Genomic DNA, 15,903 nt, shown 5'->3' on the forward strand with positions numbered 1-15,903 from the left:
AGGGTGATTTCCGGGTACCAGAACGTCGCGGTGTCCGCCGCGACGCGGAAGTCACAGGCCAGCGCGAGGTGCAGGCCGCCGCCCACCGCGAAGCCGTTGATGGCCGCGATGGTGACCTGCTCCATTCTGTCCACCATCTCAAGCGCGCGTTGAAGGTACACACGCCGTTTGCCGCGCGCCAGGTCAAACTGCTTGAGGCGCTCCTCTTCCGTCGGCGCGCCTTTCAGCCGCGTGATGTCCGCGCCGGAGCAAAAGGCCGGGCCGCTGCCCGTGATGACAATGATGCGGTTCTCGGGGTCATCGCGGAGCTTGGTGAGGATATCCAGGAATTCCTGGAGCATCTCCTCGTTCACGGGGTTTCGCTTCTCCGGGCGGTTCAGAGTCACCGTCGCCAGCGCACCCTTTTGGTCCAGTAAGAAGTTCTTGTACACGCGTCTCCTCCTATTCCACATTTGCTCGCGAGTCGCCAGCGTGCGAGTGTCGTTCCAGAGGACGGAAGCGCGCCCGCCACGGTGCGGGGCGTGTCGCCGGCAAGAGAATACAGAGCGTGGGCATTCTAGGAGCATATGGAGAGAGTGTCAAGGAGACGATGTGCCTCTGTGTCGTTCAGTGACATAACGCAAGAAGGAGCAGCAGCGGGCCGCTACGCCGTGACCTCGATGGCGGCGTAGCCCACCACGCTGGAGGCGTCGCCGGAGGTGTCGGCGGACGTGCCATAGGCCAACAGCCGCGCCTGCGTCGCGCCGAGTCGCGTCGCGGCGGAGAGCATCGCCACAATAGGGCCGGGGCCGCAACAGGTGACGCCCTGCGTCCGGACAGCCTGCACGAAGCCCGCCGCGTCCAGGCCCAGAATGGGGGCGATGGCCAGGCGGTCCCTTTCGGTGGCGACTGCGGCAGGCTCGTAGTGGGTGAAATCGCAACTGGCGATGATGACGGCCTGCCGCCCTTCGAGCGCCCGCGCGAGCGCGTCACCCAGGCGCTGGCAGGTGCGGGCGTCCTGGCGTGTAACGAGGATGGGTAGAAAGGGCACGGCGTCCCCGTAAATGGCCTGCAGGAAGGGGACGTGTACCTCGATAGAGTGCTCGTTGAAATGTGCGCGCCTGTCCGGGCGCACGAACGGCGCGAGCGCCTCCAGGCGGTCCGACGCGCGCCTGTCAACGCGCGTTACGCCGAGCGGCGTCTCCCACGCGTCATCTGGCGACGTAGCGGCGGACTTTCCCGCGCCCCGGTGGTCCGGCCCCAGCACCACCACCAGGTCTGGACGCGGCGCCCTGCTCAGACGGGCGTAGGCGTGCGCGGCGACAGGGCCGGAATAGACATACCCCGCGTGCGGGCATACCAGGCCGAGAAGACGGCGATCGTTTGCGCCGAGCGCTCGGTGCACGGCGGTGCTGGCCGCGTCTCTTGGCCCGAAGCGGTGGCCGCGACACCAGCCGAGAAGCGAGCGCAAGGCGTCCGGCGTCGCCGGATAGAATGCGCCCGCCACTGCGGGCTTCCTCACGTGCACAACGGCTCCCATACGCACGCCAGTCAACCGCCGCAGCCCCGCAAGGCGGGGCCGCCGCGCTAAAGGTGGGCCGCATGGCCCAAAGCTACAGTCGCGCGTTAATCTGAGTTGCCCACCGCTTCATGAAGCCCATCTTGTCAACCGAGTGATTGCTGATCCAGAGCTGGTCCGCGCCCGCGTCCACGCAGCGCTTGATCTTCTCCAGCACGTCGTCGGGCGTGCCGGCAAGGGAGAAACGCTCGGCAAGGTAGTCGGTGAGGCCAAGGGACTCCACCAGTTGCGCGTTGGGCTGCGCTCCGCTCCGGACCACGTGCTGAGACGGCGCATAGGCCACGTCCAGCTTACGCATCGCCCCCAGGTAGCGCTCCGGAATGTTCTTGCCCTGGGAGCCGAAGCGCATGATCATGCGCGCGCCGCCCGCCAGGGACGAAAGGACCTCCCGCACAGCCGCCCTGCGGTCGGTGTCCACGTTGGCGGCGATGACCATCCACCAGATGTCTATGTCCTCGATGCGCCGTCCGGCGGACTCCGCGCCCTCGCGGATGCGCTGGCGGGCGTCGGCGATGACCTCCGGCGTAAGGCCGCTGCCCACGATGATGCCATCGGCTATCTCGCCGGCCATCCGCAGGTTTTTGGGGCCGGACGCGGCGACATAGATAGGCACGCGCCGGTGCGCCCACGAGAGCTTGCACGGCTTGCCCTGGTACATGGCCTCGCCCTTGATGAGCAGGTCGCGTACGGTCAGCGAGTACTCCCGTATCTGCGCGATGGTGGCCGCGGGAAGGCCCGCGTTGAACACGGAGCTTTCGCCGCCGCCAATGCCCATGAAGGCCCTGCCTCCGGACAGCTCGTCAATGGCCGCGATGCAGCTCGCGGTGACGGTGGGATGGCGCGTCAGGGGGTTGGTCACGCGCGGGCCGATACGGATGTGCTTCGTGTGCAGCGCGGCGATTGTCATGGCGGGGTACACGTCGCGGCGCAGGCACTGGGAGTCCGCGATGCCCAGGGCGACGAAGCCCGATGGCTCCACCTCACTGGCCCACCGGGCGTACTCGGTCAGGGGGCCATCCGGCGGGATGTGAACGCCGAGCTTGACCTTCATGTGCGCCACCTCTTCTCTGCTTCCGGTGGGTTCCGACCATGGTTATTGCGGCAGGCCAGGGCATTGTGTTATATGCCCATTGCCCGCGCGGAAGCCGCTACACCTCCCGGTCCGCGAGGGACGGCGCTATAGTACCCCTGCGTGGCGAAGATGGCAACTGTGCAAAGCTCTGGCTGCGCTGACGCAAAGCGAGAGGCCCCGTCGTGACAGGAGCGGGGCCTTTCGGGGCTGTCCAAAAACACTGAGGCGTGGAGCGGCGGGCAGCCGTCTCGTTGTCCGCCAGTACACGGGCCGTCATGCCGCCGAGATCGATAGGAGGTGTTGACAGAATTCGTACTGTGTAGTAATATAACATGCGAAAATCAGAATAGCCAGGGATACTCGCGGGAAACGGGACGCAGTCTCAGTCGCGTCTCGGGACGGCTGACTGGCCTGTCCACGCAAGTATCCGTGAGTAGCCAACGGAGGTGAACGAATGCCCCGCACCCGCGCGCGCCGCCGCACCCGCGCCCACGCTCTCGACGAACTCGACTACAAAATCCTTCTGAGACTCCAGGCTAACGGTCGCGAGTCCAATGCGGAGATCGCTCGTGTCCTGGATGTCAGCGAAGGGACGATCCGCCGGCGGATCAAGCGTCTGATTGACGATGATGTCATCCGCGTGACGGCTGTCCCCAACCCGTGGAAGATCGGCTTCGAGGCAGTGGCCCTCATCGGTCTGCAGGTTGAGCTGGACAAGATGGACCAGGTAGCCAACAAGCTGGCTGAAATGAGTGAAGTCCACTTCGTTTCCTTGACCACCGGGACTTACGACATCTTCATCTGGGTGATGGTCCCGACGGCCGAGGATTTGGGCAGCTTCATCAAGACAAAACTGGCCGGCATCACTGGCATCACGCGCAGTGAGACCTTCATCAACCTGGAAATCCGGAAGCGCACCTTCGGCTGGCTGAGCTAGCGATAACTTGGCTTAAGCCCCTGCTAAGGACGCCGCCCGCGAATCTCGCGGGCGGCGTCCTTTTGTCGCCAGCGCTTGTGATAACGGACGAAGCAGCCTAGATGACGCCCGACTCCCGCAGGCGGCCTCGCTCTGTTTCCGGCACGCCCATGAGCTGCTTGTAGATGTAGTCGTTGTGCTCGCCCAGCCGCGGGGACGGAACAGGCTGACCGGGCGTAAACGGCCCGACGCGCCAGGGCGTGCGGTACATCGTCTCCTTGCCGAACAGGTAGTGCTCCAGATCAAAGTGGGTGGGCCGGGCCTTGAAATGCGGGTCCTGCAGCCGCTCCTCCGTGTCCATGACGGGCATGGCCGCAACGCCCCGCTTCTGGCACGCATCCGTGACCTCATAGCCCGTGTACGCGCGGGTCCACTCACCGATGTGAGCGTCCAGACCTTTGCGGTTCTTCATCCGCTGGTACTTGTCAGCGAAGCGCTCGTCCTTCGTCCACTCCGGGTTGCCGATCACGGCGCACAGATTGCGCCATTCCTCCTCGGTGTCGCAGGCGATGCTGACCCACTTGTCGCCGCCCTTGACGGGGTATGTCCCGTGAGGCGCGAGCGTGGGGTGCGCGTTGCCCAGAGGCCCCATCACGCGCCCGTTCATTGTGTGCTCCATGATGGCTTCCATAAGGAAGGTGCTGGTGGACTCCCACGCCGACAGGTCTATCCACTGACCGACACCCGTGCGGTTGCGGTGCACCAGCGAACCCAAAATGCTGAAGGCGCAGAAAATGGCCGCGTTGAAGTCCCCGTAGGCAATGGGCGGGTCAAAAGGCTCGGTGTCGCCCGTGTAGCCGATGATGTTGTCCAGCCCGGACATGGCCATCATGGTGGTGGCGTAGGCACGCGTGTCCCGCAGGGGTCCCGTGGCGCCGCACACGGAGATGGAGCACAGGATGACATCCGGCTTGGCGCGCCGCAGCACCGGGTAGTGCAGGTTGAACTTGCGAAGCACGTCCGGAGTGAAGTTGTCAATGATGGCATCGCTGCGTTCCACCAGCTTGAGGAACAGGTCGCGGCCATCAGGCACCGTGAGGTCCAGCGTGATGCCCAGCTTGCCCCGGTTTACGGCGTGGAACCAGCCGTTGCACTCCTGCTCCGTCTCCTCCTTCGTCCGTCCCTTCTCTTTCAGGACGACTCCCGGGCCGTAGCGGAGCGGGTCGAAGCGTTGCCGCGCCTCCACCTTGATGACCTCGCAGCCCATGTCCGCGAGGAGGTTGCCTGGCATGGATCCCGCCCACGCGGTCCCCAGGTCCAGGACGCGGTAATTGGACAGAGGGCCTTTGTACGGTGCGTTCATTAGATGATCCCCTCCTCCCGGAGCTGCACCAGGCGCGTCTTCTCAATGCCGAGCATCTGGTTATAGACCTCCTCGTTGTGCTCGCCCAGCAGAGGAGCGGCGTGTTGGATGCGCCACGGCGTCGCTGAGAACTGCATGGGCAGGCCGGGGTATCTGACGGGGCCGGTGTCGCTGCGGTCCACGGCGGGCAGAAAGCCGCGCGCCTCGATCTGAGCGTTGTCCATGGACTCGCCGATGTTGTAGACGGGGCAGAAGGGCACGCGCCTCTCCTGGCACGCTTTGAACGCCTCCTCCCGCGTCCGCTCCATGAACCAGGGAGCCGTGAGGGCGTCTACCTCTTCCCTGTACTCAGCCGCCATCTTCCGCCGGTCGCGGTAACGCGGGTTCTTGGCCCATTCCGGGTTGCCCATCAGCTCCAGGAACTTCAGCCACTGGGCGAGCTGGGGCGCGTTCGCATACATGTAGCCGTCCTTGACCTTCGTGAACCCCACGGGGTACGTCAGGCGGCTCCCCACGGTAATTCCGCGCATGGCCTTCATGCCCAGGAACATGTAGTTGAGGACATAGACGCCCAGGTGCAGGGTGGCAAGCACCTCGGCCTCGGAGATGTCCACGTGGGTCCCCTCGCCCGTCTGGTCCCGCTGCAGGATGGCGACAAATGTGGCGCATGCGCCGGCCAGCCCCCCCTGCAGGGCCGCCTGGGAGAAAGGGTAGGCCAGCGGCTCCCGCGGCGGCCTGCCCAGGCCCTCGGTCATCCCGCCCATGGACTGGACGTTGATGTCGTGCGCCTTGTAGTCGCGGTAGGGTCCCGTCCACCCGAAGGGCGTGACGGACGTGACGATGAGGCGCGGGTTAACCTCATGCAGATGCTGGAAATCTAGCTCCCATTCCTCCATCTGCCGGGGCGTGTTGCTCTCCACGAGGATGTCCGCCTTCTGGAGCACCTGTTCAAAGAGATTGCGCCCTTCATGCTTGGAAACATCCAGTGTAATGCTCTTCTTGTTGACATTCATGGCCAGGAAGAGGCCGCTCCGCTCGGGGTGCGGGATGTCGCCCAGGAAGGGGCCGTGATGGCGCGCGGGGTCGCCGGAGCCGGGGGGCTCGACCTTGATGACCTCGGCGCCCAGGATGGACATGAACCTGCCGCAAAAGGGCGCGGCGACGGGGCCTCCCAGTTCGACAACGCGGAGGCCTTGCAGGAGTTCACCAGGCATCAGGTGCACCTCTTTCCGCTGGACTCCTCGGCGCAGGATCAGGGCCTGTGCGCCCGCCGAAGGCGAGGACGTCCCGCGACTGATGGTTTGATAGACGCGCGGAACATGGGAAACGCGGAGCGCGGTCCCACTCCGGTTGGATATTATGGCGGCTTCCGATGCGGCGCGCAAGGACTTAGCGCCAGGGAACCCGCCATATACGCCTTGGCTCATGGCGCAGCGTGGGAGAGACAAAGTGGGCAGAGGGTTGTTACTATGGCCCTATGCTGACTGTCACACATGGGCTTACCCAGGAGGAAGCACGACGCCGCCTGTCCGTTCACGGCCGCAACGTCCTTGTGCCGGAGGAGAAGGGGGCCGCGTGGCGGCGCTTTCTGCAGCCCGCCCTTGACCCCATGGTCATGCTCCTGCTCATCGCCGCGGGGGTGTACGTGGCCCTGGGGGAGACGCGGGACGCCGCTGTCATGGTGGTCGCGCTCGTGCCCGTCGTCGGCATCAACTGGGTGCTGGAGGTCCGCGCCCAGCAGACGCTTGGCAAGCTGCGGGAACATGCTTTGCCCCGCGCTCGCGTTTACCGGGATGGGACACTGCAAATGGTGTCCGTCGAGGAGCTGGTGCCCGGCGACGTGTGCGACCTCCGCGAGGGCGACGTTATTCCGGCGGACGCTGTCATACTGTCCGGCTCCGACCTGATCGCGGACGAGTCCGCGCTGACGGGCGAGTCGCTCCCCGTGAACAAGACGCCTTCTCCAGAAGGAAAGCCGGGCGGCCCCGAGAACGGCCTGCTCGCGGGTACAGTGCTGGTCTCGGGCCGCGCCGTAGCGCGGGTGTCGGTCACCGGGCCGCGAACGCAGTACGGTGAGGCCGGGGCGCTTGCCGCCCAGTCAAAGGTGGAGTTGACGCCGCTGGAGCAGGCCATTCGCCACCTGCTGCGGCGGCTGGGGCTGCTGGCCGCCGCGGTGTGTCTGACGGTGCTGGGGCTGGAGCTGGCGCGAGGCCACGGCCTGGGCCAGGCGCTCATCGCCGCGGTTGGCCTCGCCATCGCCGCCATACCGGAGGAGCTGCCCATCGTTTACACCCTGTACCTGGGCATTGGGGCGCTGCACCTCGCCCGCAGCCGGGCGCTGGTCCGGCGCCTGCAGGGCGTGGAGACTCTGGGGAGCACTACCGTCATCTGCACCGACAAGACGGGCACACTGACGAAGGGAGTGCTGCAAGTCGCCGCCCTGGTCGCGTCCCCCGATGTGATCTCGGCGGCTCCGGACTCCGCAAGGCGGAGCGAACTTCTGCGGGCCGCCGCGCTGGCCTGCGAGATAGATGCCTTCGACCCCCTGGAGCAGGTGATTCTGGCCTATGCCTCTTCTCACGGGTCCCCTTCGCAGGAGCTGTACACGGGCCGCCGCCTGGTGCACGAGTATGCCTTTGACCCCTCCACCAAGACTATGTCCCACGTCTGGCAGGAGTCTGACGGGACGCTGTGGCTCTACACCAAGGGCGCGCTTGAGGGCATACTGGAGCTTTGCGCCGTCACGTCCGCCGAGCGGGCCACGGCGCTGGCCGCGAACCGAGTTATCAGCGGCGACGGCATGCGGGCCATCGCGGTCGCCAGGAAGCGGTTGGATCGACTGACCGCGCGCAGGGAGGACGACGAGCACGGGGCCGCCTACCTGGGGCTGATCGGCTTCGCTGACGAGCCGCGACCCGAGGTGCGCGCCTCCATTCAGGAGTGCCAGAAGGCGGGCGTGCGCGTGGTCATGATCACCGGCGACCATCCGCTCACGGCCCACTGGGTGGCGGAGCAGGTCGGTTTGGACCACACGGACGACGGCATGCTCACCGGCCCCGAGATGGGGCGGATGGATGAGTCCGCATTCCGGCGTGCGCTGCGGAACGCCAACGTGCTGGCCCGCATTACGCCCGCCCAGAAGCACCGCGTGGTGCGCGCTCTCAAGGAGCAGGGCGAGGTGGTGGCCATGACCGGCGATGGCATCAACGACGTGGCGGCGCTGCGCGAGGCCCACGTGGGCATCGCCATGGGCAAGCGCGGGACGGAGGTGGCCCGCTCCGTGGCGACTCTGGTGCTTCTGGACGACAACTTCAAGACCATCGAGGCGGCGGTGCGCCTGGGGCGGCAGGTGTACGACAACCTTCAGCGCGCATTCCGCTATATCGTGGTCTTCCACATTCCCATTATTATCACCGCCCTGCTCATGCCTCTCCTGGGCGCGCCGCTGCTGCTCCGCCCGGTGCACCTCGTCTGGCTGGAGCTTGTCTTGCACCCTATCATCGCGCTGGTCTATCCCTCCGATCGTCCGGACAGCGACGCGATGCGCCGTCCGCCGCGCCGTCGCGACGAGCCTATCATATCCGGAGGGGTGTTCCGACGCCTGCTGGTGGAGGGCCTGCTGGTGACGCTGGCGGTGGACGGGAGCTATCTGCTCCTGCTGGGCAGGGGCGCGCCGGAGGCGGAGGCGCGGACAGTGGCGCTGGCTATCCTCGTCATCGCGCAGGTGTTCCTGGTGTTGATGCAGAGGTCGCCGGGCAAGCCGTTCTGGCGCAACTGGAAAGGCGGGAACAGGGTATTGCCCTGGGTGATGGTGGCTGCGCTGGGCAGCCTGGCGCTGCTGAGCTACGTGCCGCCGCTCGCCGCAGCCGCGGGCCTTGTCCCGCTGACTCCCGCCCACTGGGGGCTGGCCCTCGCGCTGACCGCGCTCGCCACACTGCCGCTGGAGGCGACGAAGGGGGCGTCCCGGAAGAACGCCCCCCTGGCGCGTTAGCTCAGCACTTCCGCCTTCGTGAGCCGCTCCACGTCGTTCTTCGGCAGGCCGAGAATCTCGCCGAAGACGAACGGGTTGTGCTCCCCGAAGAGCGGCCCGGGCCGCCGGATGCTGGCGGGAGTGCGCGAGAGCTTCCACGGAACGCCCACGTTCGTCTGCTTCCCCAGCACGGGGTGCTGGACGGTGACGTACGCGCCGCGCGCCTGCAGGTGCTCGTCCGCCAGCAGGTCGTCCATGCTCATCGAGGGCATGGCCGCCACGCTCGCTTTCTGAAGCAGGAGAGTAGCCTCATGGGGCGTGCGCTGCTTCGTCCACTGCGTGATGAGCGTGTCCAGCTCCGCTTCGTTCTTCTTCCGGGCGTAGGCGTCGGCGAAGCGCGGGTCTGACGCCAGTTCGGCGCGGCCCAGGACGCGGCACAGGGCGCGCCACTCGTCCTCAGTCCCCACCGCGATGCTGACCCACGAGTCGTTGTCCTTGCAGCGGTACACGTTGTGGGGCGCCATTATCGGATCGCGGTTCCCCTGGCGCATGGGGTTATGCCCGTTCATGGTGTACTCAAGGATCTGGTCGCCCACCAGGCAGGAGACGACCTCCCGCGACGCCATGTCAACAAACTGTCCCTGGCCGGTCTGGCGCCGATGGTACAGGCTGGCCACGATGGCGAAGGCCAGTGCGGACCCTACGCGCAGGTCAACGGAGTCCCGCAACATTGTAGGCGGGCCATCCTGGTAGCCCGTCAGGTAGCCCATTCCTCCCAGGGCGTTGAAGATGCCGGCGTAGCCGGCGAACTTGGACTCGGGACCAGTGGACCCGCCGTTTGCCGCTGAGAGAAGGATGATGGAGGGGTTGACGCGCCGCATGGCGTTGTAGCCCACGCCCAGGCGCTCCAGCACGTTGGGACGAAAGTTGTCCACCACGGCGTCGCAAACAGCTACCAGCGACAGGGCCAGCTTCTGGCCCTCGGGCTTGCTCAAGTCCAGGCGTATGCCCAGCTTGTTGAAGTTGAAGTCGTTCAGGTGCGGGCTGTTGTCGAAGCCCTCGTAGAGCGTGCTCATCCCGCGACGCATAAGGTCGAGACGCCGGACGGATTCCACCTTAAGCACTTCCGCGCCCAGGAAGCCCGCCAGCAGCGTGCCCTGCGGGCCGGCGGCGGCCCAGGTGAAGTCCAGGATACGGACGCCCGACAGGGGACCGGCTTGTTTATCTGTCATTGGTCAACTCCCTTACAAGTGCGAAGTGAGTGTTCTCCGTTGTGTCTGTCCGGAGTGGGTCGCGTGAGAGCGGAGGCGTCATCTCTAGATAATCCCCGTCTGCCGGAGTTGGACGAGCTCCGCGCGGGAAAGCCCCAGGCGGTCGCAGTAGACTGTCGCATTGTGCTGGCCCAGAAGAGGCGCGGGACGGTCGTACCGGGCCGGTGATGCCGGCATCTTGTAGGGCACCGTGGGATAGAGGAACCGTCCCGCCTCCGGATGATCAATTTCCGTGAAGAAGTTGCGATGGATGAGCTGTTTTGACTTGACCAGGTCCTCCGCATTGGCGAAGTAACCGGCGGGGCATCCCGAGCCGCCTATCTTCAGGTAGAAGTCTTCCTTGTCCTGCCCCGCCAGCCAGCGGGCCAGGATTTTGTTGAGCTCGGGGCCGTATTTGAGGCGGCCTGCGCGGGCCTTGAACCGCTCGTCCTTCAGCGCCGGGTCGTCCACGACCTGCAGCAGGGACTCAAAGTGATTGTCCTCCGTGGGACGGACTATCACGTAGCCGTTCTTGGCCTTAAAGATGCCGCCGAACTCGTAGCCGCGGCCTGCGCGGGTCAGGTGCGTGTTCTCCGCGGTGAGGCGGATGAAGCTCATCCTGTTGAGCTGGAGCTGCACCTCCTGGCCGGATACGTCGATGTGCTGCCCCTGGTCGGAGGCCGTGCGCTCATAGAGGGCCGCCGCCGTGGCGGACGCGCCGTAAATGCCCGAATCGTACTCCCCCACAAAGCCTCCCGCCTTTAGGGGTTCACGGTCGGGGAACATGCTGAACGTGGGTTCACCGGGGAGCAGGAACCCCTCGCCACCCCCGTGATAGACGTTCAAGGGATAGGCCTTCCACGTAGCGTGGGGACCCGTCTTGCCGAAGGGCGTGATGGAGGTGACGATGAGCTTGGGATTCGCCGCGCGCAGGGCGCCGTAGTCCAGTCCGAGGGCCGTCTCCTCCTGAGGAGGCGCGTCCTCAACGAGCACGTCCGCCTGCTTGGCCAGCTCGTGCAGCAGACGGCGGCCCGTGGCCGTGCGCAGGTTGAGCGTGACGCCCATCTTGTTCGTGTTGCAGTAGAGAAAAAGGGCGCTTCTCTCCATGCCCGGCTTGTCGCCGGCGAACGCGCCGTACCGCCGGGCCGGATCGCCCTCCGGCGGCTCCACCTTTGTGACCTCCGCGCCCATGTCCGCCAGGAGCTTGGCGCAGTAGGGGCCAGCGGCCAAGCGGCAGACATCCAGGATGCGGACGCCGGAGAAAACACCTTTAGACATGCGTTATGCCCACCTCTCTAAGCTCAAGTGCTTTTGCTTGCTGATAGTCCGAACTGTCTCTATTACCGCGTCCCCCGGAGGCGCGGGTCAAGGATATCGCGCAACCCGTCCCCCAGCAAGTTAAACCCGAAGACAGCCAGGCTGATGGCTACCCCAGGGAAAATGCCTATCCAGGGCGCCTGCTCCAGGTACTCGCGCCCCGCGCCCGCCAGCATACCGCCCCACGTGGGCGACGGCGGCGGGACGCCCAGGCCCAGGAAGCTCAGCGACGCCTCGGTGAGGATGGCGGTGGGCAGCGCCATGCTGCTGAGCACCCACAGAGGCGCCAGGCATTGAGGCAGGATGTGGTGCGCCAGGATGCGCGTGTGGCTCGCGCCGATGGACCGCGCCGCGTCCACGTACTGACTCTCTTTCTCGCTGAGGGCTGTCGAGCGGATAACGCGGGACGCGCGGGGAATCTGGGTCAGGCTGATGGCCGCCACCACGTTTTCCAGCGACGGCCCCAGCGCCGCGACGATGGCGAGGGCGAGGATGAGCGTGGGAAAGGACATCATGATGTCCATGATGCGCTGGATGATTGTGTCGGTCCTGCCCCCGAAGTACCCGCTGACCATGCCGACAAGGCCGCCGATCACCTGGCCGAAGAAAACGGACAGGATGCCAACGTACAGAGACGTGCGGGCGCCATGTATGATGCGGCTCAGGATGTCGCGGGCCAGGTCGTCAGTCCCCAGCAGGAACTGGCTTGACGGCGGCGAAAACTCATTGCCATAGAACAGCTTCAGCGGGTCGCGCGGCGCCAGCACCGGCGCGCCCACGGCCACCAGAATCATGGCAAGAGCAATGAGCGCGCCAATGGTCGCCAGGACGTTTGTTTTGGCAAACGCCAGGATATGGGCGCCCGAAGGCTTGCTGGGCCGCAGTCCCTCCATGGGCGCCGGGAGCGTCTCATGTCTCTGCATTGTCTGCGGCTACCTGAAGGTGATGCGAGGGTCCAGCATGCCATACACCATGTCCGTCAGCAGGTTGATGATGAGCACCAGCGCCGCGAAGACGACGATAATGGTCTGGACCATGGGAAAGTCCTTGAAGTTAATGGCGTCAATAAGACCTTTGCCAATGCCTGGCAGGAAGAACAGAGTTTCCATGATGACTGTCCCCCCGACGGAGAAGGAGAATTGAATGCTGATGAGAGTGATGACGGGTAACAGGGCATTCCGCAGGGCGTGCTGGAGGATGACCACGCGCTCCCGAAGGCCCTTGGCCCACGCGGTGCGCACATAGTCTTGGCGCAGCACCTCAAGCATCTGAGAGCGGGTCATCCGCGCGACGACGGCGGTATGGTAGTAGCCCAGGGCGAGCGCGGGCCAGAACACCTGCTGGAAATTGGCCCAGGGGTCCCGCCAGGGCGGAACGTAGCCCAGAGGCGGCAGCCAGTGGAAGCCGACGGCCAGCACGAGGACGATCAGTGTGCCAGTCCAGAAAATAGGCATGGCGATTCCCGCCACGCTGATGATGCGCATCAGGTGGTCAATCCATGTGTTCTGGCGGATGGCGGACGCAACGCCCATAGGGATAGAGAGCAGTGTGCCAAATATCACAGTGAGGATGGACAGCTCCAGGGTAAGTGGAAGGCGATTCTGGATTTCCTGAAAAACCGGGAAGCCCGTCGTGAGGGAACGCCCCACATCCAGACGAAACAGCCCCACCATCCAGCTCAGGTACTGGATGTGCAGCGGCTTGTCCAGCCCGAGTTCACTCCGGAGAGCGGCGATCTTCTCCGGCGTGGCGGACCCCTCACCGCTGGTGCCGACCAGGATTGTGCGGGCTACATCGCCGGGGAGGACCTGCATCAGGACAAAAATAATGATGGAGACGCCTATCAGCGAAAGGCTCGCCGACACAAGGCGGCTGACGATGTAACGCGTCACGCGAGTCCTCTGACGGGGGAGGAGCCAACGTTCAATGTTGGCTCCTCCCCTTTGGAGTTACTTGTCAAGCCAGACGGTCTCGTAGCGGATATTGTTGTAGATCGTCTCGCCGGGAATGAAGTCCCTGACCCACTTCTGCCATGCCTGGCTGTAGTTGCCCCAGGAGATGATGCTGGCCTCCGCGTTGTCGTACAGGTATTTGTCTATCACCTTGACCTGCTTCTTGCGTTCTGTCTGGTCAAGGGTGAACATCTGCTTGTCGATCAACGCGTCCAGCTTCGGGTCGGCGACATCCGCGAAGTTCCGCGGACCAGCGGTACGGTAGTACTGGTTCAGGATTGTGTCTGGTGACGCCGGGGCGAGAGGGTGCCGGTGGGCGTGCAGCTCATAGCTGCGCGCGTACACGTAGTCGTAGAAGGCGGCGCCGTCCCGCGTCGTCAGGGTCGCGGTGACGCCTATATTGGCAAGCTGGTCTTTGACGAACGTGGCCATAGACAGGTAGTCGCCGCCCGTCCGGTAGAAGATATCCGTCTTGAGGCCGTTGGGGAAGCCGGCCTCCGCCAGCAGCTTCTTGGCCTCGTCAATATCCCTGGACTTCGGCTCTCGCCAGCCGGGAACATTCTTCAACTCATCGGGAGTAAGGCCACCCAGTCCGGGAGGGAGCACCCCGTCCACGGTCCCCAGGCCCTGGTCAACAGTGGCCACGGCCTGCTTCCGGTCAATGGCCATGAACACGGCGCGCCGCACGCGGGGGTCAGACCAGGGTTTCTTGTTACTGGGTATGTAGACGTTCCACCAGAAGCTGTTGGCGTACAGGTAGGCGGTCGCCTGGCCCTTCATCTGGCTGTCCACAGTCTTGAACTGCGGGACCGTGAGATAAACGGGAGCGGTGATGTCAATCCGGCCTGCTCGGAATGCCGCCAGGCCCGTGTTCCGATCAGGGAGGATGAAGACCGTCACGCCATCCAGATGGGGCAAGCTCTTGTTCCAGTACTTGTCATTCTTGACGGTCTCAAAGGAGACTCCGCTCTGGAAGTTCTTCCACTTGTAGGCGCCGCTGCCATAGATCTGGGTCATTTCCCGGCCCGAAGGAGCATCTGCGGGGACCACGGAGGCCCAGTCCATCATGAATGTCCGAAAGAGGTCAGGATAGGGGAACTTCAGGTTCAAAACAAGCGTGTTGGCGTCCGGCGCCTCAACGGACTTGACGACGGCGCTCAGCGTTGGCTCAAGCTGGTCGCTGTCTTTCATCCAGCGCGCAACGCTCGCCTTGACGTCAGCGGAGGTGAGGGGCTTGCCGTTGTGGAATGTAACTCCCTTACGGAGGGCAAACGTGATTTTGGTGCCGTCGCCACTGATGTCCCACTTTTCCGCCAGGTCGGGCGCTACCACACCCGGCCTGAGAGGGTCCTCCTTGACAAGCCCGTCATAGACAAGGCCCCAGAGCTGCAGGCTGATCATGGAGGTGGCGGCGAGGAGGTTCACGTCGCTGGCCTGGGACCACAGCGCGACATTGAGAGTGCCGCCCTTCTTGATCTGCGCCCCGACGGGCGTGGCGGTTGCGGTAGGTTGCGGCGTGGCCGTGGGGCGCACTACGAGGGCCGCCGTCGGCGCCGGCGCGGCGGGAGCCGCTGTGGATGCTGGCGCGGCGGGCGCCCTCGGCGCCGCTGGCGCGGGAGCGGGGGCTGGCACAGCCGCGGGCGCGCAACTCGACAGGAGCAGCGCAGCCGACACGAGGCCGGCCCAAAGGACGCGGGGCATCCGGAGTCGTCTGCACATATGCGTTCCCTCCTTAGCGACTAAAGATTCCACGCCTGTACGTATGTCGGCGCATCGTGAGCTTTTGGGCATCATTCTAAGTAAGGAGGTGCCCTGTGTCAAACGAAAGACAGCTTAGATTTCCCGCGGCGCTCGCGCGGGTAGGGCCACTGTGGCGCTGCCTGGCGCGGTCACTTCTTTCCGCTGGTTCTCCGCCCATATCTCCAGGTCCGCAAGATGCTCGCCCGTTTTCTCGTCGCGGTACTTCTTGACGATCTTGCCCTTGACCCATGTGGTGTCGCCCACCACGTTGAAGCGACGCAGCTCGCCATAAAGGCGCTTCAGGAAGGCGTCGTCGCCCATCCAGTTGGTGACCGCGTGGCTGAGCCAACTCATGCGCTGGCAGCCGAAGTCGTAGGCGGCGGGGACGCCCGTGCCCTGCGCGGCCTCGCCTCTCTCATGGACGCGGGCAATGGCCTCCAGCGCCCCCGTGTCGGGGTCGCGGAAGCCCCAGGCGGGATGCCGATGGAACTCCTTGAGCGCCATGCGGTGGGAGAGCCCCCCCAGAGTGCCGGCGACGAACGTGAGAAGGTCGCCCTGGGAGAGGGGCCCCTTCACCACGGGCCTGATCGCGTCGCCGACCTGCACGTCCTCCCAGAAGCGCGGCTCAGCCCCACGGACCTCTTCGCCCAGCGTCTCCTCCTCGATGCGCTTGAGTTGCTCGGGAGTGTAGGCGTGGCGCTCGATGCCCGTGTATTTGGCGCGCTCGCGGGCGGCGGCGCGCTCGGCGCGGACCTGCCAGCCCTT

The 15,903-nt window shown here is 65.1% G+C and carries 13 protein-coding genes; 2 read left to right on the plus strand and 11 right to left on the minus strand.

The features are described from left to right. The 3 genes from Q7T26_09825 to Q7T26_09835 all read right to left on the minus strand — a co-directional run. On the minus strand, window positions 1-431 hold a 431-nt coding region (locus Q7T26_09825; protein MDO8532438.1), incomplete at its 3' end, for an enoyl-CoA hydratase/isomerase family protein. Between the two features lie 212 nt (window positions 432-643). Continuing rightward, the gene (gene amrB / locus Q7T26_09830; protein ID MDO8532439.1) at window positions 644-1,501 is read right to left on the minus strand and encodes an AmmeMemoRadiSam system protein B; all 858 of its coding nucleotides are present in this window, start codon (window positions 1,499-1,501) and stop codon (window positions 644-646) included. 91 nt (window positions 1,502-1,592) lie between these two features. Next, window positions 1,593-2,609, minus strand: a complete 1,017-nt coding sequence (locus Q7T26_09835; protein MDO8532440.1) for an LLM class flavin-dependent oxidoreductase — start codon at window positions 2,607-2,609, stop codon at window positions 1,593-1,595. 475 nt (window positions 2,610-3,084) lie between these two features. On the opposite strand from Q7T26_09835, the gene Q7T26_09840 reads away from it, so the two are divergent. Then, entirely contained in the window at window positions 3,085-3,567 is a 483-nt protein-coding gene (locus Q7T26_09840) for an Lrp/AsnC family transcriptional regulator (GenBank protein ID MDO8532441.1), read from the plus strand. Window positions 3,568-3,664: 97 nt separating this feature from the next. Here the strand turns inward: Q7T26_09840 and Q7T26_09845 are convergent, their stop codons facing one another. Continuing rightward, window positions 3,665-4,909 (minus strand): CoA transferase, encoded by a 1,245-nt coding sequence (locus tag Q7T26_09845; GenBank protein MDO8532442.1) that lies wholly within the window; start codon window positions 4,907-4,909, stop codon window positions 3,665-3,667. Next, the gene (locus Q7T26_09850; protein MDO8532443.1) at window positions 4,909-6,123 is read right to left on the minus strand and encodes a CoA transferase; all 1,215 of its coding nucleotides are present in this window, start codon (window positions 6,121-6,123) and stop codon (window positions 4,909-4,911) included. Before Q7T26_09850 ends, Q7T26_09845 begins: the two co-directional genes overlap by 1 nt. Window positions 6,124-6,386: 263 nt before the next feature. On the opposite strand from Q7T26_09850, the gene Q7T26_09855 reads away from it, so the two are divergent. Then, on the plus strand, window positions 6,387-8,900 hold the full coding sequence (locus Q7T26_09855) for a cation-transporting P-type ATPase (protein ID MDO8532444.1): 2,514 nt from the start codon (window positions 6,387-6,389) through the stop codon (window positions 8,898-8,900). Here Q7T26_09855 and Q7T26_09860 read toward each other — a convergent pair. The 6 genes from Q7T26_09860 to Q7T26_09885 form a co-directional block, all read right to left on the minus strand. Continuing rightward, window positions 8,897-10,111, minus strand: coding sequence for a CoA transferase (locus tag Q7T26_09860; protein ID MDO8532445.1), 1,215 nt, complete (start codon window positions 10,109-10,111; stop codon window positions 8,897-8,899). The two genes, Q7T26_09855 and Q7T26_09860, sit on opposite strands and share 4 nt — an antisense overlap. 84 nt (window positions 10,112-10,195) lie before the next feature. Further along, a complete protein-coding gene (locus Q7T26_09865; GenBank protein ID MDO8532446.1) occupies window positions 10,196-11,407 on the minus strand; it encodes a CoA transferase in 1,212 nt (403 codons plus the stop codon). A gap of 62 nt (window positions 11,408-11,469) precedes the next feature. After that, window positions 11,470-12,369 (minus strand): ABC transporter permease, encoded by a 900-nt coding sequence (locus Q7T26_09870; GenBank protein MDO8532447.1) that lies wholly within the window; start codon window positions 12,367-12,369, stop codon window positions 11,470-11,472. A gap of 9 nt (window positions 12,370-12,378) precedes the next feature. Next, entirely contained in the window at window positions 12,379-13,338 is a 960-nt protein-coding gene (locus tag Q7T26_09875; GenBank protein ID MDO8532448.1) for an ABC transporter permease, read from the minus strand. A 57-nt stretch (window positions 13,339-13,395) separates the two neighbouring features. After that, a complete protein-coding gene (locus Q7T26_09880; protein MDO8532449.1) occupies window positions 13,396-15,117 on the minus strand; it encodes an ABC transporter substrate-binding protein in 1,722 nt (573 codons plus the stop codon). A 114-nt stretch (window positions 15,118-15,231) separates the two neighbouring features. Beyond that, window positions 15,232-15,903, minus strand: a 672-nt coding sequence (locus Q7T26_09885; GenBank protein MDO8532450.1) for an acyl dehydratase, incomplete at its 5' end; no start/stop codon positions are given.

This window comes from Dehalococcoidia bacterium, assembly GCA_030648205.1.
Classification (GTDB): domain Bacteria; phylum Chloroflexota; class Dehalococcoidia; order JAUSIH01; family JAUSIH01; genus JAUSIH01.

Coding starts and splice junctions, on each gene's coding strand:
- Q7T26_09835 (MDO8532440.1), bottom strand. CDS start 2,609: ATGAAGGTCAAGCTCGGCGTTCACATCCCGCCGGATGGCCCCCTGACC.
- Q7T26_09840 (MDO8532441.1), top strand. CDS start 3,085: ATGCCCCGCACCCGCGCGCGCCGCCGCACCCGCGCCCACGCTCTCGAC.
- Q7T26_09845 (MDO8532442.1), bottom strand. CDS start 4,909: ATGAACGCACCGTACAAAGGCCCTCTGTCCAATTACCGCGTCCTGGAC.
- Q7T26_09850 (MDO8532443.1), bottom strand. CDS start 6,123: ATGCCTGGTGAACTCCTGCAAGGCCTCCGCGTTGTCGAACTGGGAGGC.
- Q7T26_09855 (MDO8532444.1), top strand. CDS start 6,387: ATGCTGACTGTCACACATGGGCTTACCCAGGAGGAAGCACGACGCCGC.
- Q7T26_09860 (MDO8532445.1), bottom strand. CDS start 10,111: ATGACAGATAAACAAGCCGGTCCCCTGTCGGGCGTCCGTATCCTGGAC.
- Q7T26_09865 (MDO8532446.1), bottom strand. CDS start 11,407: ATGTCTAAAGGTGTTTTCTCCGGCGTCCGCATCCTGGATGTCTGCCGC.
- Q7T26_09870 (MDO8532447.1), bottom strand. CDS start 12,369: ATGCAGAGACATGAGACGCTCCCGGCGCCCATGGAGGGACTGCGGCCC.
- Q7T26_09880 (MDO8532449.1), bottom strand. CDS start 15,117: ATGTGCAGACGACTCCGGATGCCCCGCGTCCTTTGGGCCGGCCTCGTG.